Genomic DNA, 19,515 nt, shown 5'->3' with positions numbered 1-19,515 from the left:
GCCGGGACGCTTTGCCTGCCATCCTGACGGTTCCCTGTCGCTCTGTCTCCGCCGTGATCGATCAGCACTGCCATGCCGAGCGGCGCCAGCGCTTTCTCGAGCTGCTCGGTGGTGCCGCGGCAGTCATCCCTGCTGCCCCGCTGGTCACCCACCATGCCGACTGTGAATGGCCGTTTCGTCAGAACAGTGACTTCTGGTATCTGACCGGTTTCGATGAGCCCGATGCGGTGGCGCTGCTGCTGCCCCATCGCCCAGAGGGCGAGCGCTACGTGTTGTTCGTTCAGCCACGTGAGCCTGGCGCCGAAGTGTGGACCGGGAGGCGCTGGGGAACGGAGGGTGTTGTTCACCATTTCGGGGTTGATATTGCCCATCCCCTGGCGGATCTACCCACTTTGCTGCCGGACTATCTCCACGGCGCGGAGGGCATTGCCTTCCGTGTCGGTCACCATCCGTCAGTGGAACCATTGGTGCTCAAGGCCTGGGCTGGCCAGCTGGATCGTCAGCCCCGCGTCGGATCGGCAGCCCTGGCCCTGGTGGCCCCCTGCCCGTTGCTGCATCGTCTTCGTCTGCAGAAGACCCCTGAGGAGCTTGAACGCCTGCGGAAGGCGTGTGGGATCTCGGCCGAGGCCCATGAACTGGCCCGCCAGGCGGCGGCACCCGGTGGGAGTGAACGACAGATCCAAGCGGTGATTGAGCAGCACTTTCTCTCCTCTGGTGCGCGGGGGCCTGCGTACGGATCGATCGTGGCCGGCGGAGACAACGCCTGCGTGCTCCATTACATCGCCAACAGTGACCTGTTGCGAGATGGCGACTTGCTATTGATCGACGCAGGTTGCTCGATCAGTGACTACTACAACGGCGACATCACGCGTACCTTCCCGATCAATGGGCGTTTCAGCGGTGAGCAAAGGGCTCTCTATGAGCTCGTTCTGGAGGCTCAGAACGCGGCGATTGCTTCGGTGAAGCCTGGAGGCACCGCCGAAGAAGTGCATGCCACGGCTCTGCGGGTGCTTGTGGAGGGTCTGTTGGATTTGGGGCTGCTTGCAGGGCAGGTCGATAGCGTGATTGAGCAGGGCGCCTACCGCCATCTCTATATGCATCGAACCGGTCACTGGCTGGGGCTTGATGTGCACGATGTAGGTGCCTACCGCTTGGGTGAGCATCCGGTCAGTCTCAGCCCGGGCATGGTGTTGACCGTGGAGCCTGGTCTGTATGTGAGCGACCGATTGCCTGTTCCGGAAGGTCAGCCCGCCATTGAGGAGCGCTGGAAGGGCATCGGCATCCGTATTGAGGACGATGTGGCGGTGCGTGATGGTTCCGAGGTGGCCTGCGGCCATGAGGTGCTAACGGCCGCGGCGCTCAAGGACACTGCCGACATGGAGGGGTGAACTTCCCTGTTCCCGCCAGCCTTCAGACGATCCAATCACCACTACGGTGAGCAGCATGAGCGCCTCAGCATCAGACTTGCGGAGTGCTGAAGCAGCTCCGCCAACAGCGCTTTGGCCCCGATCGCAAACAGGATGAGGAGTCTGCGCAGCAGTGCCCATTCCTTGCGGAGCGCGGCAATCACGACAGGCCCTTCACCCACTCCAACGCTTCACTGGTCTGGCGGAGGATGACATCAGCCCCGGCCTCTCGGAGGGCCTGTTCGTAACGAGCCCGGGCCGCAGCTTGGGCGGTTGTCTGTAGATGGGGAGGAACCACCGCCAAGCTGACAAAGCGTTGTTGCGGCCACCGCTCCCGAGCGCGCATCACGGTGTGGACGTCTGCCACGGTGTCGCCTAGGTAGCCGACAGGAGGTGCCGTCGCGGAGAAGGGCTGGCCAAGTAATTCGGCTGCCATGCGCAGAAATCCGCTGGGGTCAGGTTTGTCAGGCGCATCTCCCATGGCGATCAAGGCTGGGTTGATCAGCCCCAGTCGTGTGGAGAGAAGAAAGCGTGCGGAAGGAGGTTCAGCCCCACTGACGAATCCCCAGCGCACATTGCGGTTCGTCAGGCTGGAAAAGAACCCTGGGTCCACCAATAACGATTCATCGCAGATGTAGCCGTCCCAGGCCTCTGGCTCGCCGTCTGGATTGGCGCCGAAATAAAAGCGGCTGAAGACTGTGATCAGTGCATCACGGTCGGGCAGCGTCGCGTTGTCGATTGGATGGCTGATCCAGTGCCGTCGCAAGAGTTCCAGGCTTGCGTCCCAGTCGTTGTTCCAGACGCCTTCTCCCTTGAGAGCGTCGATGCAGCTCGGCTCAGGGCACCAGCCGCTGTAATGCTCCACCGTGGATTGCAGGGCACGGCGGTAACTGCCCGCCACATCGCGGATGACTCCATCGATGTCAAACAGCAGGAGGCAGCTGGGCGGTGCAATGGATCGGTCCAGAGATCAGCCAAGGTTGGGGCGGCTGGTAGGTTAGTTCTTTGTCCTGAATTCTTGAGCGCTGACACCATGACGGTTTCCGAAGGCGCTGCTGCCGACCAGGAGGTCGCAACCGCAGCACCAGCAGCTGATTCCGCCCCCCAGGAAGCGCCGGAAACCGGCAGCACTGAACAGGAGCAGGAACCCAAGGAAGGCCGTCCGGTCATGCGTGGCGGCAGTGCTGCACTTGCCTCGGCCACCATCGATGCGGATGGTGTGCCATCCGGCTACACCCCAAAGCCGATGAAGGCCGTTTTTTACTGAAGATCCTTTGGCTGCCAGACAACGTGGCTCTGGCTGTCGATCAGATCGTGGGTGGCGGTCCCAGCCCCCTCACGGCTTATTTCTTCTGGCCCCGTGAGGATGCCTGGGAAACCCTCAAGAGCGAACTAGAGGGCAAGAGTTGGATTACCGACAACGAGCGGGTTGAGGTGCTTAACAAGGCCACTGAGGTCATTAACTATTGGCAAGAGGAGGGCAAGGGCAAGAGCCTCGACGAGGCCAAGCTCAAGTTCCCCGACGTCACTTTTTGCGGAACCGCTTGATTGGGCTTTCAGCCTTGGATCTTCGACGACCTGCTTAGCCGGGTCGTTTTTTTTGCCTCATGGTCCTCGCCGGTGGCCGCTTCCTTGCTTCTGTCGGCGTTTGGCGCCTTGCAGCTGGAAGGGATTGTTCGGGCTGTTGTTTGGATCTGGATGGGACCCAGCAGTGGTTGGGCTTAATCAGGCCAGCTTTGAGGATGGAGAGGTGAGGCTGCGACCCACGCGATCTGTCTTCCAGGCACAAAAAAACCGGAGAGTTTGATCTCTCCGGCCTGATGTCTTGCGGGTTTGGACCCGGCAGTCTTGATTACTTGCTGGCTTGCATGCGTGCACGAGCACGATCAAGCGATTGCTGAGCTTTGACTTTTTCAGGTGTGGAGGGCTGGCCTTCCAGTCGGGTGACATTGGCCCGAGCTGATTCCAGTTCAGTCGCAGCCTTACTGGTGTCGATGCTGCTTCCTAGTTCGGCAGCGTTCACCAGAACAGTGACGTCGTCAGCTTCAACTTCTGCAAAACCGCCCATCAGAGCGATGGACTGCCAGTCGTTGTTGGTCCGTACGCGCAAGACACCAACATCAAGGGCGGCCAAGAGGGAAACGTGACCGGGGAGGATGCCAAGTTGGCCTGTGGTGCTGGGGAGGATGACCTCATCAGCGGAACCATCAAACACGCTCTGGTCGGGCGCCAGCACGCGAAGGGTGAGGGACATGGGGAGTCAGAACGTGGGAGCGAAAAAAGCCATAAAAGAATGAAGATAGGGACATCATTTTGATGTCCCTATTACGAATCAACCCTTGGCTTCGGAGGCGATCTTCTCAGCCTTGGCCTTGACTTCATCGATGTTGCCAACCAGGTAGAAGGCCTGCTCCGGCAGCTGATCCAATTCACCGGCGAGAATCTGGTTGAAGCCGCTGATGGTTTCTTCCAGCTTGACGTACTTGCCAGGCATGCCGGTGAAGATCTCAGCCACAAAGAAGGGCTGGGAGAGGAATTTCTCGATCTTGCGAGCGCGGTCAACAGTTTGACGATCGTCTTCTGAGAGTTCGTCGAGACCCAGAATGGCAATGATGTCCTGGAGCTCCTTGTAGCGCTGCAGGGTGGACTGCACGGCGCGGGCGGTGCGGTAGTGCTCGTCACCGACAACCGCCGGCTGAAGCATGGTGCTGGTGGAATCGAGGGGATCCACAGCGGGGTAGATGCCTTTGGATGCCAAGGCGCGGTTCAGAACCGTGGTGGCATCGAGGTGGGCAAAGGTGGTGGCAGGAGCGGGGTCGGTAAGGTCGTCAGCAGGCACATAAACGGCCTGAATCGACGTAATCGAACCCTCAACGGTCGATGCAACACGTTCCTGCAGAGCGCCAACGTCTGTACCAAGGGTGGGCTGGTAACCCACAGCTGAGGGCATGCGGCCCAGCAGAGCGGACACCTCGGAGCCGGCCTGCACGAAGCGGAAGATGTTGTCGACGAACAGCAGCACGTCCTGCTTGTTCACATCGCGGAAGTGTTCAGCCATGGTGAGAGCCGAGAGGCCCACGCGCATGCGTGCACCAGGGGGCTCGTTCATCTGGCCATAGCAAAGCGCCACCTTGGACTTGGAAAGGTCCTCGGAGTTGATCACCCCGGATTCCTTGAATTCCTCGTAGAGGTCGTTGCCCTCACGGGTGCGCTCACCCACACCACCGAACACGGAGACGCCACCGTGTTCCTTGGCGATGTTATTAATCAGCTCTTGAATCAGAACGGTTTTGCCGACTCCGGCACCCCCGAACAAACCAACCTTGCCGCCCTGACGGTAGGGGGCCAGAAGGTCGATCACTTTGATGCCCGTTTCAAACACCTTGGGCTTGGTCTCAAGCTCGGTGAGCTTGGGAGCGTCACGGTGAATAGGGGCTGTGGTGGTGGTGTTGACAGGGCCTTGCTCATCAACAGGCTCACCGAGCACGTTGAAGATTCGCCCCAGGGTGGCCTCGCCAACAGGCACGGAAATGGCAGCACCGGTGTCAATGGCATCCATGCCACGCACCAGACCATCAGTACCGCTCATGGCCACGGCGCGGACGCGGTGGTCACCAAGCAGTTGCTGAACTTCTGCGGTGAGAGCAACCTGTTCACCTGCGGTGTTCTTGCCTTCAATCCGAATCGCATTCAGGATTTTGGGCAGCTTGCCAGCGGGGAATTCCACGTCCAAAACCGGACCGATGACCTGACGGACAACACCCTTGGTACCGGCGGTAGCAGCAGCAGCCATAAGAAAGGAAGAGTTCGAGGGAACGGAGCAAAACAATGCTCTGAAGGCATTCCCTTCCTGAGCGGCGCAACCATACCACCGCAACCGTTGGCTGAGCATGGTTCGGTCAACCGCACGCTCAGGTGGTAGTCGGACCCTGCTGCTGAGGCATAGGTTGGCAGTCATCGACCTTGAGTGCCAGTCGCCTCTGAGTCGATGCGCGGCGCTCGACGCCCTCTTTTCTGCTTCCGCAATCAACCATGGCTGCTGTTTCCCTCAGCGTCTCCACCGTTAAGCCACTCGGAGACCGCATCTTCATCAAGGTGTCTGCTTCCGAAGAAACCACTGCTGGTGGCATTCTTCTTCCTGACACTGCCAAGGAAAAGCCCCAGGTGGGTGAAGTCGTTCAGGTTGGCCCCGGCAAATGCAACGACAACGGCAGCCGTCAGGCTCCTGAGGTTGGGGTCGGCGACAAAGTCTTGTACAGCAAGTATGCCGGCACTGACATCAAGCTCGGTAGCGATGAGTACGTGCTTCTTTCCGAGAAAGACATTCTCGCAGTTGTGAACTGATCAACTCCATCGCGTCGTTTCGACCCTGCTGACGCACATGGGCCTCCGGATCATCCCGGACCTATCAGATTTTTCTTTTTCTCTCATTCCCTTCGCCCGCTATGGCAAAGCGCATCATTTACAACGAGAACGCCCGTCGCGCTCTCGAAAAAGGCATCGACATTCTCGCTGAATCCGTTGCCGTCACCCTGGGCCCCAAGGGGCGCAACGTTGTCCTTGAAAAGAAGTTCGGCGCCCCTCAGATCATTAACGATGGCGTCACCATCGCCAAGGAGATCGAGCTCGAGGACCACATCGAGAACACGGGTGTGGCTCTGATTCGTCAGGCTGCGTCCAAGACGAATGACGCAGCTGGTGATGGCACCACCACCGCGACAGTTCTGGCTCACGCCATGGTGAAGGCGGGCCTGCGCAACGTGGCTGCCGGTGCCAACGCCATCACCCTCAAGAAGGGGATCGACAAGGCATCTGACTTCCTGGTTGCCAAGATCGAGGAGCATGCCAAGCCGATCGCTGACAGCAATGCGATCGCTCAGGTGGGCACCATTTCTGCCGGTAACGACGAAGAAGTCGGCAAGATGATTGCCGACGCCATGGACAAGGTTGGTAAGGAAGGTGTGATCTCCCTCGAAGAGGGCAAGTCCATGGAGACCGAGCTCGAGGTCACCGAGGGCATGCGCTTTGACAAGGGCTATATCTCCCCTTATTTCGCTACCGACACCGAGCGGATGGAGGCTGTCCTCGAAGAGCCCTACATCCTTCTCACCGACAAGAAGATCGGGCTGGTGCAGGATCTGGTTCCCGTACTCGAACAGATCGCCCGCACCGGCAAACCTCTGCTGATCATTGCTGAGGACATCGAGAAGGAAGCTCTCGCCACTTTGGTGGTGAACCGTCTTCGTGGTGTTCTCAACGTGGCCGCTGTGAAGGCCCCTGGCTTTGGCGATCGCCGTAAGGCCATGCTCGAGGACATGGCTGTTCTGACAAATGGTGAGTTGATCACTGAGGACCGCGGCCTCAAGCTCGACAACGCCACCTTGGAAATGATGGGCACCGCTCGCCGCGTCACCATCAACAAGGACACCACCACCATCGTTGCTGAAGGCAACGAGCGTGATGTTGAGGCTCGTTGTGAGCAGATCAAGAAGCAGATGGAGGAGACCGACTCCACCTACGACAAGGAAAAGCTCCAGGAGCGCCTGGCCAAGCTTTCCGGCGGCGTGGCCGTGGTGAAGGTGGGTGCAGCCACTGAAACCGAGATGAAGGACAAGAAGCTTCGTCTGGAAGACGCCATCAATGCGACTAAAGCGGCTGTCGAAGAGGGCATTGTTCCCGGAGGCGGCACCACCCTGGCTCACCTGGCTCCCGCTCTGGAGCAGTGGGCTGGTGACACTCTCAGCGGCGAAGAGCTGATCGGTGCCAACATCGTGGCTGCGGCTCTGACCGCTCCCCTGATGCGCATTGCTGAGAACGCAGGTGTGAATGGTGCGGTTGTGGCTGAAAACGTGAAGGCCAAGTCCTTCAACGAGGGTTACAACGCCGCGAATGGCGACTATGTCGACATGCTCGCTGCAGGCATCGTTGATCCTGCCAAGGTGACTCGCTCTGGCTTGCAGAATGCCGCGTCTATCGCCGGCATGGTTCTGACCACCGAGTGCATCGTTGCTGACATGCCTGAGAAGAAGGATGCTGCTCCCGCCGCTGGCGGTATGGGCGGCGGCGACTTCGACTACTGAGGTTGAAACGGGAGGGACTATTCCCTCCCAAACGCTTCAGTTACCTGATAGCAACGCTTCTGGGGCACTTCGGTGCTCCTTTTTTATTGCCTGCCCATTCTGGGATGTGTGGAACATCGGGTGATTTGTGTGGAGCATTCACGGCAATCCAATTCCCGCCATCGCTCCTGATTTCTTGTCTGGAGCAGCGAGTGGAGCATTCTGTATAGACGAAACTAGACCGGTCAATGTGAGTCGCTGCCTCTAGTGCCAACAAATTGCAGGAGCACTGAATCGGATTTGGTCCATAGAAATTTCTTGGCGATGCAATTTGCATAGGCATTGCTAGGTGTGCCAATACAGGAATCAGGGTATTGCTCCTAGGTCTTTGCGCGTATTTGCCTTGCAACAATCTCAAGCGCATCGCGTTGAGCGAACCCTTCGTTGACCGCTCCCAGGGGTCGATTCATTGTTCTTTGGAGGCCTGGCCTCAGTCCAGGAGAAGGGAAGGTGTCCGTGGATTGGGGATGTCCTCAAAAAGGGAGGGTATTGGCCTGTCGCTTCAGCGGCTCCCAGGAGCAATCCTCATCAAAGAATTGATGGAGGTGGAGTCCGGAGGGGGTGAAAATGAGGCCCCTAGCTTCTACAACACCGATATAGTTGGATCAATACCGTTGTCCTTCTATGTCAAGGCCAGGTGCCTTTGCTGCCAACTTCTCTCCGGACACCCTGAACCGGTTTAGAGGTCTCTGTAAGCAACAGGGAAAGCAATACACAAAGGTGCTGGAGAGGTTGGCAGAGGTCTATCTGGAAACAGGTGGTGGAGTGCTGGACGGTGTTGCCTCGTCTGTTCCAGTGCCGGATGCCAAAAAGAGGCAGGTTCAGGTCGAATCCCTCCAGAACAAGTTGCTTGAAGACCTCCTCAAGAGGGTGGAGGTGTTGGAGAAGCAGAAGGTCAAGACGGACTATGAAATTGAGAGAGTGCAGAAGTCCGTTGCATTTATCCGGTCAGGATTGCAGGAGCCCAGTCAACCTAAATAGGCTTACTCCTTGAGGTCGGTTGGTTGCATTTTTACTGGTAAAGCTGCCTTCGCTCGACCAGTGCGAGCTCTTCACTTCTGGTAGTCAGTAATCATCGAGCTGGCGGATGTAAGCAAGATCTCAATGGCTAGTAGGAATTGTCCAAGCTGAAGAATTGGGCCTAGTCTCCACCCTTGGAAGAACAGGATCCCTCCGCATAGGGGAAGAATGGTGTGCCTTGCAAGCTCCAGAAAAATGATGAATACGGTTTTCCCGATTGCTGCGGTGTAGTGTCTGCTCTCCTTTGGAGGTTGAAAAAGATTTGGGGTATTGCCAGCAATTCTGCAAATATTCCCTAGGGGGGCATAAGGCCATGCCTGCGATCCTTGCCTAGTTCAGTGACGGATTGATTGCTTTTGCTTTATAGCCGTGGATGCATGAATGAATTGAGCGCCTAGCTGAGCCAGCCCGCGCTGAGGATTACGGCCAGCGTTAGAAAAATTGCAAGGCAGGTCCATGTGATGCGGTTGAGCGTGGATTCTGCGCTACTTGCACTCGTAAACATTGAACTGCCGCTAGCGGCAAGACCACCCATGCCATCGCCTTTAGGACTGTGCAGTAACACCAGAAGGATGAGAATGAGTCCACTGCCTATCCAGACCCAGGAGAGAATGGAAGTGAGCATATCTACAGAAATAGGGGTGATGAATTAGACCGGTTGGGGAAGTCGGGCACTGAAGGCAGACCCGGCTTCGACCGCTTCGATCAGGCTGGATCCTGACATGGCTTCCGGCTTTGGAAGCTCTAGCAGCTGGAGCAGGGTTGGCGCGATATCGGCCAGGCCGCCGTCGTCGCGGAGATTGATCGAATTGCCCATCCCTGCGACCTTGCGCTTTTCGCCTTCCACCAGAATGACGGGCACCGGGTTCGTGGTGTGTGCGGTCCAGGCCTGACCGTCAGGGCCCTGCATGAGCTCTGCATTGCCGTGATCGGCAGTGATCAGCAGGGTTCCTCCCATGCGACCCACCGCATCAAGCAGGCGGCCGATGCAGTGATCAACCGTTTGTATGGCTTCTGTGGCTGCTGTCATCACGCCCGTGTGACCGACCATGTCGGGATTGGCGTAGTTGATCACCACCAACGAGTATTCACCCTTCTCGATCGCTGCAATGCAGCTGTTGGTGAGGATGTCAGCCGACATGGCAGGAGCTTCGTCATAGGTGGCGACCCGAGGTGACGGCACCAAATGGCGTTCTTCCCCCTCTAGAGGCTGTTCGATGCCTCCGTTCAGGAAATAGGTCACATGGGGATATTTCTCAGTTTCTGCCGTCCGGTATTGCTTGAGACCATGTTCAGCAACCACCTGTCCGAGGAGATGGTCAAGGGATTCAGGGGGGAAGGCCACGGCAACTGGGAGCCCGGCTTCGTACTGGGTGAAGGTCACCACCTCCAATTTTGGTTGATTGGCTCGTTCGAACCCTTCGAAGGATGGGACTGTGAGGGCCTGGACCAGCTGGCGAGCACGGTCTGGGCGGAAGTTGAACATCACCAGCCCATCGCCATCACGCAGGAAGGTGTCGCTTAGCCGAACAGGTTCGAGGAATTCGTCGGTAATACCTTCTGCATAGCTGGCGGCCAGGGCGGCCTCCACATCGGTGTCGCTGATGTCGACCGCCGGGTCGGTGAACAAGGTGTAGGCCTTGGCGGTCCGTTCCCAACGGTGGTCGCGATCCATGGCCCAATAGCGACCACAAAGGCTGGCGATCTCGCCAATGCCGCTGCTTTGGATCGCTTTGCGCACCTGCTGGATGTAACGGGGGGCGCTTTCGGTGGGCGTGTCGCGGCCATCGGTGATCGCATGAATGGCGACCCGGCTGATGCCCGCGTCCGCTGCCCATTGCAAGAGGCCACAGAGGTGATCCACATGGCTGTGGACCCCGCCGTCGGAGCAAAGCCCCAGCAGATGGAGCGTGCCACCGCTGCTGCGCAGCGACTCAGCCAGCTGGGCCAGGGCAGGGGTCTGGCTCAGCTCACCATTGCGGACCGTTTCCGTGATGCGAACCAACTCTTGGCGGATGATCCGGCCTGCCCCGATCGTGAGATGCCCCACCTCGGAATTGCCCATCTGGTTGGCAGGAAGGCCCACGTGAGCCCCGCTGGCTTGAATCAGACTGTGCGGATAGGCATGCCAGAGCGCATCCATCACAGGCGTTTCAGCGCTACGGATGGCGTTATGGGTCTCTGTCTCCCGATGTCCCCAGCCGTCGAGAATGGCCAGAACCACCGGCGCGACTGGGATGGTGCGATTGATGGCGTTATCACTGCTAATCGTCACGCTCACTCCGCGGCTATTCGTTCTTAAGAGCTTCTCCATATTCAAGTTACCTCCAGAGGACCCGATCGCGATGGCTGCTCTCGGGTCGGTCAGGTTTTGCTCACGCCAACGCTCATAAACTGAGTGGCCTCGGCGACAGAGTCATGACTGCTCCTGCAGGATCAGAGCGGATTGAACTCCTCTCTGCCCAGGATCTGACGCGGACGCTGCAGCGTCTGTCCAGCCAAGTGCTGGAAACCGTTGAGAACAGCGAAGCGTTGTTACTGCTGGGCATACCCACCCGAGGGGTCCAGCTTGCCCGTGTGCTCGCCAAGCAGCTTGAGACGATGAGTGGGTACCCGCTGGCCCAGGGAACGCTTGATCCCACCTTCCACCGGGATGATCTGCAGCGTGTTGGCACACGCATGGTGCAGGCCACTGATCTACCGATCAGCGTGGAGGGGCGGGATGTGCTGCTGGTCGACGACGTGATTTTCACGGGTCGCACCATCCGTGCTGCTCTGGAGGCGATTCAGGCGTGGGGGCGCCCCCGCCGAGTCATGCTGTTGGTGATGGTGGACCGTGGTCACCGCGAGCTACCCATTCAGCCAGATTTTTGCGGCCGTCACGTGCCTACACGACGGAGCGAAACCATCGAGCTGCGCCTTCAGGATCTGGATGGTGAAGAGGGTGTGTATTTGCGTCGTGAGCAATGACGTGCAGTGATGACACAAAGGCATGCACCATCCAAGCGATCATTTTCTCAGCGCAGATCTGTCGCTCTTTGATGGCCTCAGTCAGCGACGCTGAGCTCATCGCTGCGGAAATGGGCCTTGTAGCGACCGAAGGCGACGATCACAGGCAAGGTCGGGCTGATCGGCCGGCCTTTCCATTCATTCAGAACGCTGACCACTTCACCGCTACTGCCCTGCATGTCAAAGGCCTCCCCCCTGTGCTGAGGGTGGTTGAAGACCACAACGTTGGCTGACACGACAACTTTGTCTCCGGGTTGCATGAGCCATGGCGTTCCTGGCGGCATTTTGTCATGCGTGCCACGCCCTTAGGGGCTGTTCCTCTTGCAAAGACTTTCTGGGCCTTCTTCTTCAACATGACCGCCCACATCACCGCAGCCAGCCTGGAATGCCTGCCAGGGCTCGAGTCCTTCCGCGATTCTTGCTTTCACGGCACGGTCCAGATCCGCTTGGGACACGCTGTGGGCAGGAAGGTCGCCATGGTTGTGGTGCTCCTCAAGGTCTTTGAGCGCATCGATCGCTGCTTCGACCTTTGCTCGTAAGGGTTCTGATCGGCTCTGCCACCAGGGGTGATCCAGTCTGTTGAGAACTGCGAGAGCTTCCCACCAGCGTTGTTTCTCCACCAGATCAGCAAGGCGTTGGTGGTCGAGTTGATTGCGGTTCCAGGTCTCGCGCAGGCTGTCGCTCAGTCGGTCGCCTCTGGAGCGGATGCTGGTTTCCATCGGTGCCAGCAGCTCAAGGGCCGCCTCGATGTCACCATCCCGGAATGCCTCCAGTGCTGTGCGTTGCAGGTGCTTGCGCCAGCGCGTTAGGCGCTGACGATCGGTGCGTTGGTTCTCATCGGAGCCGACAGCGGAATTGACCAGCTGTTCTTGGAGCTGGAGAGCTTCGGCCTGGCGCCCTGTTTCCCAAGCGTCTTGAGCGGCACGTCTTCGGCATAGGGCTTGCTCCTCAGGGACTCGCTGACCCAGCCAGCGCAGGGCTGCAAGCTGTTCGCTGTAACGCAAGCAGGCCATGTTGTCGCCCTCAAGGAGCGCATTGGACAGGCGTGCGGGGAGCTGACGTTCCCACCAGTACGCCAGGCCGCAGAGCATGGCCACTCCGCCCAGGGTGAGCCCAAGCCAGTAGCGCGGGAGCCAGTGGCGTCGGAGCGCCAAGGAGGTGGAGGCAAAAGATCACTTCTTTCTATGGAGATGACCATCGCTTCTCACGTTGCGGTGGACGGACGGTCCACCGCCCTGATCCCCAGGTCAGCGATGTTCAGCGCACGCGTCCCAGCTTTCTCGGTTCAATGGCTGCCCCGGTGCGGAGGTCTTCTCCGTCCATCAGCAGATCGGCAGCATCATCGAGACGGAAGTGCAGTTTCAAGCAGTCTTGGCCGGGAGATCCGGGCTCATCCAGCTCGATGCTGCTGACGGGCTGATCCCAGGCTTTGATTTCGGACGTGCCCTGATGCTCCTGAACAGTGGGTAATCCGTTCACGAACACCACGTCATGGCGTGCATGGTTGTCGGGCTCTCCGAGCACCAGCTCGATATTGCTCTGATTGTCCTGACCGGCCGCAAGCACAAGTGTGAGAGGAGATTCGGATGGCCAGGTCTGTCCGGCGACAAACAGTGGGTGCCAGTGATGGGTCCCGCTGCGTCGGTCCCAGCAGCGCAGAGACACCCCCCGTTGCAGCACATCGCGCACACGAACCCCAGGTGTCAGGCTGAGGGCGCCTTTGGCCACTGCCTCCACAGGGGGCGCGCTCAGCAGAGGTACCGGTCGGGCGCGCTTGCTGAGCCAATCGCGAAGCAGAGGTAGCTGGGCACCGCCACCCACGGGTAGGACGCCCTGCAGATCTTCGAGTTGGCACGAATGCTGACGGGCTCCGGCGAGCGTTTGCTCCAGAAGATCATCGAGGACCTCGAGAACGCCTCGTTCCACAAGCAAGGTCTCTAGCTGATGGCGGCTGAGGCGCAACTCGTGCTGTGAGCCGTCGTCGGCTGCCGCGAATTCCGTGAGTACGGTTCTGTCTGCCAGTGTTGGGTCACTCAGGCGGCATTTCAGCCTTTCAGCTGCGTTCAGAACCGCTGGCGTGGGCTTGCTGATGCTGGTTGGATCCGCAGATGGCTGGAGATACTCCACGATCCAGTGGTCGAGATCTCGCCCCCCAAGCTGAAGACCTGCTTTCCCCAGTACCCGAGCGCAGCGGAGGGTCTGGCGACTGTTGTCAAGACTCTGGCCCCCGAAACGAAGCAACTGGGCGAGAGGGGCTGCCCGCCCTTCTCCTCCCTCCAGAGCCACGATGGAAAGGTCGATGGTGCTGCCACCCATGTCCACCACGAGCAGCCGGCTGCCTGGCGCGAGGCCGGCCCCAAGAGCTGCTGCGGTGGGTTCGTCCACCAGGGCCACCTCGTCGATGGGGAGGGCTTGACTGGCCTGGAGAAGCCATTGGCGATAGCCCCGGTAGTGCTCCACTGGCGCCGTCAGCACGAGACGCTTGATGTGCAGATCAGTCGGTAGCCGTTTCCAGATTTGCAATAACAGTGATTCCGCCGCTGCCTCTGCGCTCAGGCAGGTCTGGTGGGAATGGAGAGGTGCTGGTGCCCCAATCGCCCGTTTGAAATCACGCAGCAGTTGGGGGGCATCACTGTCTCCAAGGCCGGCATCCAGGACCTGGCGTCCGACTAGGGGACTCGGGTCTTCCTGGCTTTGTGCCCAGATCAGGCTCGGCACCTGGCCTGGGGAACGGGTGATCGCCTCGAGCTCCAAGAGTTTTGGCTCAGGAGTCTGTGGTCCTTGGAACGCGACCACCGTGGTGGTGCTCCCAAGGTCGATGGCAAGGGTGCCTGCGTTTTCGGAAACCTGAAGGTTTTGTTCGTCCGTAGGGGCCTGGTCCACCGCCATTGGCAGGTTGGTTAGAGGAAGAGGTTACGGGGAATCTGAATGGATCGCTTGCAGCGGCTCGTGTGGTCCTTCTATCGGGAGGAACCCCAACTGGAGGCTCAGTTGGAACCCTTGCGTGACTGCAAGTTGTCCCGTAGCTGGGGGAGTATCCGGGTGGAGTGCGTGGATGCCCGCCACTTGGAGGAGGTCAGCGCTCTCCTGGCTCTGCTGCGCCGTCCACTAGCGGCCATGGGGCTGGGACGTCAGATTGTTTTGAAGGTGCCAGGAAGCCTTCAGCGCACGTACCCAATGCATGTGCCGTTTCATAGTGACCTCCTCACCTAGGATGGGGAATCCTTGCGTGGACAAACGTGATCAGTGCCGGTGTGGATTCCCAGGATCTGGCCAAGCGCGGTGAAAGTCTGATTCGTCAGTCCAGCAACCGTTATCTCACGACCGTCCGGATCGCATTCCGTGCAAAGCAGCGTCGTTTTGATGATTTCGACGGACTGCTTGAGGAATCCAGTGTCAAGCCCGTGCAGAGAGCCATTGTTGAGCTCAGCGATGAGCAGGATCAGCCCGACCTGCTGCCTGGATGATTCAGCAGGAGGGGCCCGGCTGGCGCTTGGCCCGGGATCTATCCCGTGCTGATTTCCCTGCCTTGATTGGTGGAGAAGGATGGGCGTTTGAGCTCACGCAGAAGGAGAGTCAGGTGCTGATGGCACTGCTGTGTGAACTCACCGATCAGCATCAAGCACTTCAATCCCAGTTGATGTCTGAAGAGTCCATCGAGCTGGAGATGGAGCTTGAGCCCTGGTGGGGATGTCTTGAAGGCAGCAGGGAGAGCTGGGGTCTGCGTGTCGTGCTTGAGGGGGGATGGACCGGCCGTGGCGTTGAGGGGCATTGGCCTGCACCGGCTGCCCAGGCCTTTGTGGCTGCGATGAGAACGGCCTGGGACACATCCGGGAATAAGCAGGGCTGATCGATAGCACTTTGTTTGATTTTTCCCGGAATTCACGACGACCTTTCACAGGTTTTCCACACGCTTGCGGCCTGGATCGTTCTCCTGGGGCCGTTCTGTGGAAAAGCGCTGGTCGTGGGGTCTAGGCCTTGACGGCTGCCTGGTCGGTTCAGGGTTTCATGCAGATTTTGCATCGCTTGCCCTGAAAGGAGTCTGGGCCTTGTGTCTTATCCGGAGATTGGATGCGACTCTCGTGTTCGGGCGTCCTTGACGTTGGCTGACGAATGTGGAGAACTAATTAGCGTTCGAGGGCTTCAGGATGCAGCACGTGCAGTCAGTGGATCAGGAACAGGCCATTCTTCCTTGCATGGAAACTCGGGCTTCCGCCGCTTTGGTGAATGAGGCCACTGACGCAATGGTGAGCTTCCATGCTGAGCTGCCGGAGCCTCTGCAGCAGGCCATGACCAGCTTCATCGAGCGCTACCCCAATTGGGACCAGTACCGATTGATTCAGGCAGCTCTCGCTGGCTTTCTGGTCCAGAACGGAGTGGAATCTCGCGAGATCACCCGTCTCTACGTGGGCAATATGTTTCGTCGCCAGTCCTTGCTCCAGGGCGCTTGAGTTCGGCAGCTGGCCATCAGAATGAGGGCGCTGAACGGGAGGCTGAGAATCAGGCCCAGGCAGGCCCCCATCAGCCCAACCAGATTGATCCCCAAGATCAGGCCGACGAGAGCCAAAACCTTCAGCCGGTTCTGCTGCACAAGTTTGCGGCTGTGTTCCATCGCTGCCAGTGGTCGATAGCCGTGATGAATCAGTAGGGGCAGTGCCAAGCACTGTTCGAAGGTCCATGCGATCAGAGCAACGCTGCCAATCAGCGCACTGAATGCTGCGAGGACGCCGCTGTGTGTGATCAGGCTGAGAGACACACTGCGAATCGCCGTGATGCCGCCTAACAAGATCAAGGCTTCAATCAACACGAGTGCGATGGATTGACGCATCAGCCAGGGCATGCGCTCCCTGGTCTGCGCTTGGTCCCGTTCGTCAGGGCCTGAGCCAGGTAGCAGCTTGTCGGCGAGTTGAAGAAGTGCGAGAAGCGGCACAAGGGGAGCCAGCATGGAGAGCACCCAGAACAGGTCTCCGAGGTGTCGGACCCAGGCATCTCCACTGGTGTGAAGCTCCTGGGCCAGGCTTCCCAGGGCGAAGGCGCTACTCAGAGCTAAAGCAGCCAGGCCGATACAGGGCCAGGGTGAGCTGCAGAATCCAATCCAGGCGCGCGGCAGAACTGTGCTGAGCGGAAGGCGTTCCGGAGACATGACGGCCTATCTCTTATTGGAGAGGACCGAGACGCTTCAGTAGATCGGTTGCAATCGCAGAACTCACTGGCAGGATCGACAACCTGTTGCCCCTTCTGACGACAGTGAGTTCTTCAGGGTTGTAGGTCTCCTTGAGGGCATCCAGGCTGAGCATCGTCTTGAATTCTCCGAGATAGCGGAGCCGAACGCAGTCCCAGCGTGGAGAGTCTTGTTTTGATGCAGCATCGTGATACTTCGAACTGCTATCAAATTGGGTAGGATCAACCACGTCAAGTTCGCAGACCTCCATCAGGCCGACAATTCCTGGAGGTTTGCAATTGGAATGATAGAAAAAAACGCGATCACCGATTGCCATGGTGCGCATGAAGTTGCGAGCCTGGTAGTTGCGAATGCCATCCCAAAGAGTGGTCTGTTCGCGTTTTAGGTCGTGGATTCCGTAGACATCTGGCTCGCTTTTCATTAGCCAGTATGAAATATCAGTCATAGCAATGATTCTTGTGAGTTGAGGCTATTGGGATGCCCTTGCTATGGCCAGCGTTTGGGCCATATTCGCGTGGGCTTTCGAATGAAAGCGATCACATACTGGACAAGGCAGCAGAGTTCTGCCCGTTTTGTATAGCAGTGACACGCAGCGGTTTGGCCTTGTTGGGCAACACGGGTTTGTTATCCCGATTCCTTCTCTTCCTAATGATGTGCCTGCTTTGGCGGCTTGCGGTACAGCGAGAGCGCCTCTGCTATCGCTTCGATGTTGAGGAACGCTGATCAAGGCACTGTCAAGATGACGGTGCCGGCAACAGCTCTCTGTCTGTCTTTCTGGGGTTGCTGCTGTTGATGGTCATGCTCGTTCTCTTCTTGCTTCTTTTTGGTCACTGCAGTTGAGCGGCAAACTCCATTCGCTCTGGTGGTCTCATGGTCGTCGACGCTGCCATTGCGGCGATTGCCTCAATCGCGATTGCTTTCCCTGATGGGCCTCAGCACGATTGGTCCAGGCCTGAACTTCATCGTATCCATCACGCGTCTGGTCAGGCACCAATCCTCTGGCTGCTGCTGAGCGAAGCGATTGAGGGTGAATATAATAATTCTAAATGTATCTGGATGCAAGGATTGCAACAGGAGGATTCTTCTCTGTTGCCCCCTATTTGTGTGGGTTGATTGCTGTCTTGTGCTTGCGGTTGGTCTGTGGGATTGCCGGGTCTATGTCTGCCTAGAAAGTGTTGTTGAAATGGAAGGATTGACTGCCTGGTGAATGGTTCTTTTGAAGACTCGTGCGGCACTCGCTGTGCTCTGATCGCAATGTTCAGGGTTTCTGCGCTGCTTTCACCAGGCGGCGGAAGTCTTCGCCTCGGGCTTCAAAGTCTTTGTACTGATCAAAACTGGCGCATGCTGGCGAGAGCAGAAGCGAGTGGGCAGTGTGCGCTGCACCGCAGTGGATTGCTGTTGGAAGGGCGGCCTCAAGATCGTTCTCCATCCACACGCCACCAGCGAATCCGCAGGCGTTGATCAGCCTTTTCAATTCCTCGGCGCCATCGCCGAACAGCACGACATCACAAGCCCGTTGCTTCAGCAGGTCGAGCCATTCGGAAGCATCACCTTGTTTGGTTTGTCCACCCGCAAGAACCACCGTGGGACTGGCTACAGCACGAAGGCCGACGGCGGCTGCGTCGTAATTGGTGGCTTTGCTGTCATTGAAGACCTCCATGCCTTTCAGGAGCCCTAGTGGTTCAAGGCGATGGGGTACTCCAGAAAAACTGCGCAGACCCGCTTCGATCGCCGCCGCGGTTAGGCCGGTCTTCAGGGCTGCGGCGGTGACCAGCAGCATGTTTTGGCGATTGTGAGCGCCTGGTAATGACAGGGCTTCAGCAGGGAACAGGCGGTCGGCGGTGGTACGCACCCAGTGCTCCGAATCGATCCACAGCGAGCACGGCATGGTTGGACATGGTCTGGTGCTGACCCAGGTGGCGTCAGTCCATGCGTGCTGATGCTTGCGCAGATCGGGGTCGTCTCCATTCAGGACTGCATGTTCGGAGCGGACTAGCAAGCCACGTTTGATGGCTCGATAGGCCTCAAGCGTTCCGTGTCGCTCGAGATGGTCAGGGGTGAGGGTGGTCCAGATGCCAATCCTGGGTGCTACCTGCTCAGCGGCCTCGATCTGGTAGCTGCTCATTTCCATCACCACCCAGTCGGGCTGATGCTGCTTGGTGTTCATGCACTGCAGTGCAAGTTCGGCGGCGGAATGTCCCACATTCCCTGCCATCGGAGCCTGGAGGCCTGCCTCATTGAGCACATGCTGAAGCAGATGGGTCACGGTGGTTTTGCCGTTGGTTCCGGTGATGCCAATCCAGGGGATATGACGAAGAGCATCCCAGGCAACGGCCATTTCGCCACACACATTGATGCCCTTCCGGCGCAATTGGGTCATGGCTGGGTGGTCCCAGGCGATCCCGGGACTGATCACAACTTGGTCCAGACGATCGGCCAAGGGATCGAATGGATCAGGGTGAAGAGGGCAGCCAAGGTGCACTTCAATGCCAAGTTGCCGTAGCGCCTTGGCGGACGCCTGCTGGGTCTTGTCGTTCTTGCTGTCCAGCACAGTCACGGTGTGTCCCTGGGCCTGGAGCAGACGCGCCGCTCCCATCCCGGATCGTCCAATCCCGACGACCACGCTGGCTGTCATGGAGAACTCCTGTCCCTGCAAGAGAAATGGGCGATACTGGATTTGAACCAGTGACTCCTACAATGTCAATGTAGTGCTCTACCCCTGAGCTAATCGCCCGCACATTTCACATTGATGTGAAAGCGGTCTGCACACCCTGGTGCG

The 19,515-nt window shown here is 58.5% G+C and carries 20 protein-coding genes, 1 tRNA gene and 2 pseudogenes; 10 read left to right on the top strand and 13 right to left on the bottom strand.

Annotated elements, in window-relative coordinates; translation table 11 throughout:
- Window positions 1-11 precede the first annotated feature (11 nt).
- Complete coding sequence (locus tag SIB72_RS01340) at window positions 12-1,388, top strand: aminopeptidase P N-terminal domain-containing protein (RefSeq protein WP_413744361.1); 1,377 nt, start codon at window positions 12-14, stop codon at window positions 1,386-1,388.
- 178 nt (window positions 1,389-1,566) lie between these two features.
- On the opposite strand, the gene SIB72_RS01335 is transcribed toward SIB72_RS01340, so the two are convergent.
- Window positions 1,567-2,361: a TIGR01548 family HAD-type hydrolase gene (locus SIB72_RS01335; protein WP_413745154.1), complete on the bottom strand. Its 795-nt coding sequence runs from the start codon at window positions 2,359-2,361 to the stop codon at window positions 1,567-1,569.
- A gap of 78 nt (window positions 2,362-2,439) precedes the next feature.
- On the opposite strand from SIB72_RS01335, the pseudogene SIB72_RS01330 reads away from it, so the two are divergent.
- Window positions 2,440-2,954 (top strand): annotated as a pseudogene (locus SIB72_RS01330) (30S ribosomal protein PSRP-3).
- 304 nt (window positions 2,955-3,258) lie between these two features.
- On the opposite strand, the gene atpC reads toward SIB72_RS01330, so the two are convergent.
- Both atpC and atpD read right to left on the bottom strand, forming a co-directional pair.
- Window positions 3,259-3,660: an ATP synthase F1 subunit epsilon gene (atpC, locus tag SIB72_RS01325; protein ID WP_115120468.1), complete on the bottom strand. Its 402-nt coding sequence runs from the start codon at window positions 3,658-3,660 to the stop codon at window positions 3,259-3,261.
- Window positions 3,661-3,738: 78 nt separating this feature from the next.
- Window positions 3,739-5,199: a F0F1 ATP synthase subunit beta gene (gene atpD / locus SIB72_RS01320; protein WP_115019508.1), complete on the bottom strand. Its 1,461-nt coding sequence runs from the start codon at window positions 5,197-5,199 to the stop codon at window positions 3,739-3,741.
- A 239-nt stretch (window positions 5,200-5,438) separates the two neighbouring features.
- On the opposite strand from atpD, the gene groES reads away from it, so the two are divergent.
- The 3 genes from groES (at window position 5,439) to SIB72_RS01305 (ending at window position 8,506) form a co-directional block, all read left to right on the top strand.
- Window positions 5,439-5,750: a co-chaperone GroES gene (gene groES / locus SIB72_RS01315; RefSeq protein ID WP_115019506.1), complete on the top strand. Its 312-nt coding sequence runs from the start codon at window positions 5,439-5,441 to the stop codon at window positions 5,748-5,750.
- A gap of 101 nt (window positions 5,751-5,851) precedes the next feature.
- Entirely contained in the window at window positions 5,852-7,486 is a 1,635-nt protein-coding gene (gene groL, locus SIB72_RS01310; RefSeq protein ID WP_115120466.1) for a chaperonin GroEL, read from the top strand.
- A 663-nt stretch (window positions 7,487-8,149) separates the two neighbouring features.
- The gene (locus tag SIB72_RS01305) at window positions 8,150-8,506 is read left to right on the top strand and encodes a hypothetical protein (protein WP_413744360.1); all 357 of its coding nucleotides are present in this window, start codon (window positions 8,150-8,152) and stop codon (window positions 8,504-8,506) included.
- 125 nt (window positions 8,507-8,631) lie between these two features.
- Here the strand turns inward: SIB72_RS01305 and SIB72_RS01300 are convergent.
- From SIB72_RS01300 to gpmI, 3 genes and pseudogenes are all read right to left on the bottom strand, one after another.
- A pseudogene (locus SIB72_RS01300) lies at window positions 8,632-8,706 on the bottom strand (Ycf66 family protein); the annotation flags it as partial.
- A gap of 233 nt (window positions 8,707-8,939) precedes the next feature.
- Window positions 8,940-9,170 carry a preprotein translocase subunit SecG gene (gene secG, locus SIB72_RS01295; RefSeq protein ID WP_115120464.1) on the bottom strand — a complete coding sequence of 77 codons (231 nt, stop codon included), beginning with the start codon at window positions 9,168-9,170 and terminating at the stop codon, window positions 8,940-8,942.
- A 24-nt stretch (window positions 9,171-9,194) separates the two neighbouring features.
- Window positions 9,195-10,826, bottom strand: a complete 1,632-nt coding sequence (gene gpmI, locus SIB72_RS01290; RefSeq protein WP_413745153.1) for a 2,3-bisphosphoglycerate-independent phosphoglycerate mutase — start codon at window positions 10,824-10,826, stop codon at window positions 9,195-9,197.
- Window positions 10,827-10,963: 137 nt separating this feature from the next.
- On the opposite strand from gpmI, the gene pyrR reads away from it, so the two are divergent.
- Window positions 10,964-11,515 (top strand): bifunctional pyr operon transcriptional regulator/uracil phosphoribosyltransferase PyrR, encoded by a 552-nt coding sequence (gene pyrR, locus SIB72_RS01285; RefSeq protein ID WP_115120462.1) that lies wholly within the window; start codon window positions 10,964-10,966, stop codon window positions 11,513-11,515.
- Window positions 11,516-11,592: 77 nt separating this feature from the next.
- On the opposite strand, the gene SIB72_RS01280 is transcribed toward pyrR, so the two are convergent.
- The 3 genes from SIB72_RS01280 to SIB72_RS01270 form a co-directional block, all read right to left on the bottom strand.
- A complete protein-coding gene (locus SIB72_RS01280; RefSeq protein WP_413745152.1) occupies window positions 11,593-11,814 on the bottom strand; it encodes a ferredoxin-thioredoxin reductase variable chain in 222 nt (73 codons plus the stop codon).
- A gap of 45 nt (window positions 11,815-11,859) precedes the next feature.
- Window positions 11,860-12,708 (bottom strand): hypothetical protein, encoded by an 849-nt coding sequence (locus SIB72_RS01275; RefSeq protein ID WP_413744359.1) that lies wholly within the window; start codon window positions 12,706-12,708, stop codon window positions 11,860-11,862.
- Window positions 12,709-12,811: 103 nt separating this feature from the next.
- Window positions 12,812-14,443 (bottom strand): Hsp70 family protein, encoded by a 1,632-nt coding sequence (locus tag SIB72_RS01270; RefSeq protein ID WP_413744358.1) that lies wholly within the window; start codon window positions 14,441-14,443, stop codon window positions 12,812-12,814.
- 39 nt (window positions 14,444-14,482) lie between these two features.
- Between SIB72_RS01270 and SIB72_RS01265 the strand changes: the two genes are divergently transcribed.
- The 4 genes from SIB72_RS01265 to SIB72_RS01250 all read left to right on the top strand — a co-directional run bounded on the left by SIB72_RS01265 (window position 14,483) and on the right by SIB72_RS01250 (window position 16,005).
- Window positions 14,483-14,767 (top strand): hypothetical protein, encoded by a 285-nt coding sequence (locus SIB72_RS01265; RefSeq protein ID WP_115019491.1) that lies wholly within the window; start codon window positions 14,483-14,485, stop codon window positions 14,765-14,767.
- A 26-nt stretch (window positions 14,768-14,793) separates the two neighbouring features.
- The gene (locus SIB72_RS01260; protein ID WP_043692626.1) at window positions 14,794-15,021 is read left to right on the top strand and encodes a DNA-directed RNA polymerase subunit omega; all 228 of its coding nucleotides are present in this window, start codon (window positions 14,794-14,796) and stop codon (window positions 15,019-15,021) included.
- The gene (locus SIB72_RS01255) at window positions 15,018-15,404 is read left to right on the top strand and encodes a DUF1818 family protein (RefSeq protein WP_413744357.1); all 387 of its coding nucleotides are present in this window, start codon (window positions 15,018-15,020) and stop codon (window positions 15,402-15,404) included. Before SIB72_RS01260 ends, SIB72_RS01255 begins: the two co-directional genes overlap by 4 nt.
- Before the next feature lie 346 nt (window positions 15,405-15,750).
- Window positions 15,751-16,005 carry a DUF2811 domain-containing protein gene (locus SIB72_RS01250; protein WP_413745151.1) on the top strand — a complete coding sequence of 85 codons (255 nt, stop codon included), beginning with the start codon at window positions 15,751-15,753 and terminating at the stop codon, window positions 16,003-16,005.
- Here SIB72_RS01250 and SIB72_RS01245 read toward each other — a convergent pair.
- The 4 genes from SIB72_RS01245 to SIB72_RS01230 form a co-directional block, all read right to left on the bottom strand.
- On the bottom strand, window positions 15,957-16,697 hold the full coding sequence (locus tag SIB72_RS01245; RefSeq protein ID WP_413744356.1) for a hypothetical protein: 741 nt from the start codon (window positions 16,695-16,697) through the stop codon (window positions 15,957-15,959). The genes SIB72_RS01250 and SIB72_RS01245 overlap by 49 nt on opposite strands.
- Window positions 16,698-16,710: 13 nt before the next feature.
- Complete coding sequence (locus tag SIB72_RS01240; RefSeq protein ID WP_413744355.1) at window positions 16,711-17,157, bottom strand: EVE domain-containing protein; 447 nt, start codon at window positions 17,155-17,157, stop codon at window positions 16,711-16,713.
- A gap of 837 nt (window positions 17,158-17,994) precedes the next feature.
- Entirely contained in the window at window positions 17,995-19,371 is a 1,377-nt protein-coding gene (murD, locus tag SIB72_RS01235) for a UDP-N-acetylmuramoyl-L-alanine--D-glutamate ligase (RefSeq protein ID WP_115120539.1), read from the bottom strand.
- 27 nt (window positions 19,372-19,398) lie between these two features.
- Window positions 19,399-19,470, bottom strand: a tRNA-Val gene (locus tag SIB72_RS01230).
- Window positions 19,471-19,515 lie beyond the last annotated feature (45 nt).

Origin of the sequence: Synechococcus sp. MIT S9451 (assembly GCF_047304725.1) — a bacterium.
Taxonomy (GTDB): Bacteria; Cyanobacteriota; Cyanobacteriia; order PCC-6307; family Cyanobiaceae; genus Synechococcus_C.
The sequence above is the reverse complement of the archived record's forward strand: the minus strand, read 5'-3'. Positions and strand labels throughout refer to the sequence as shown.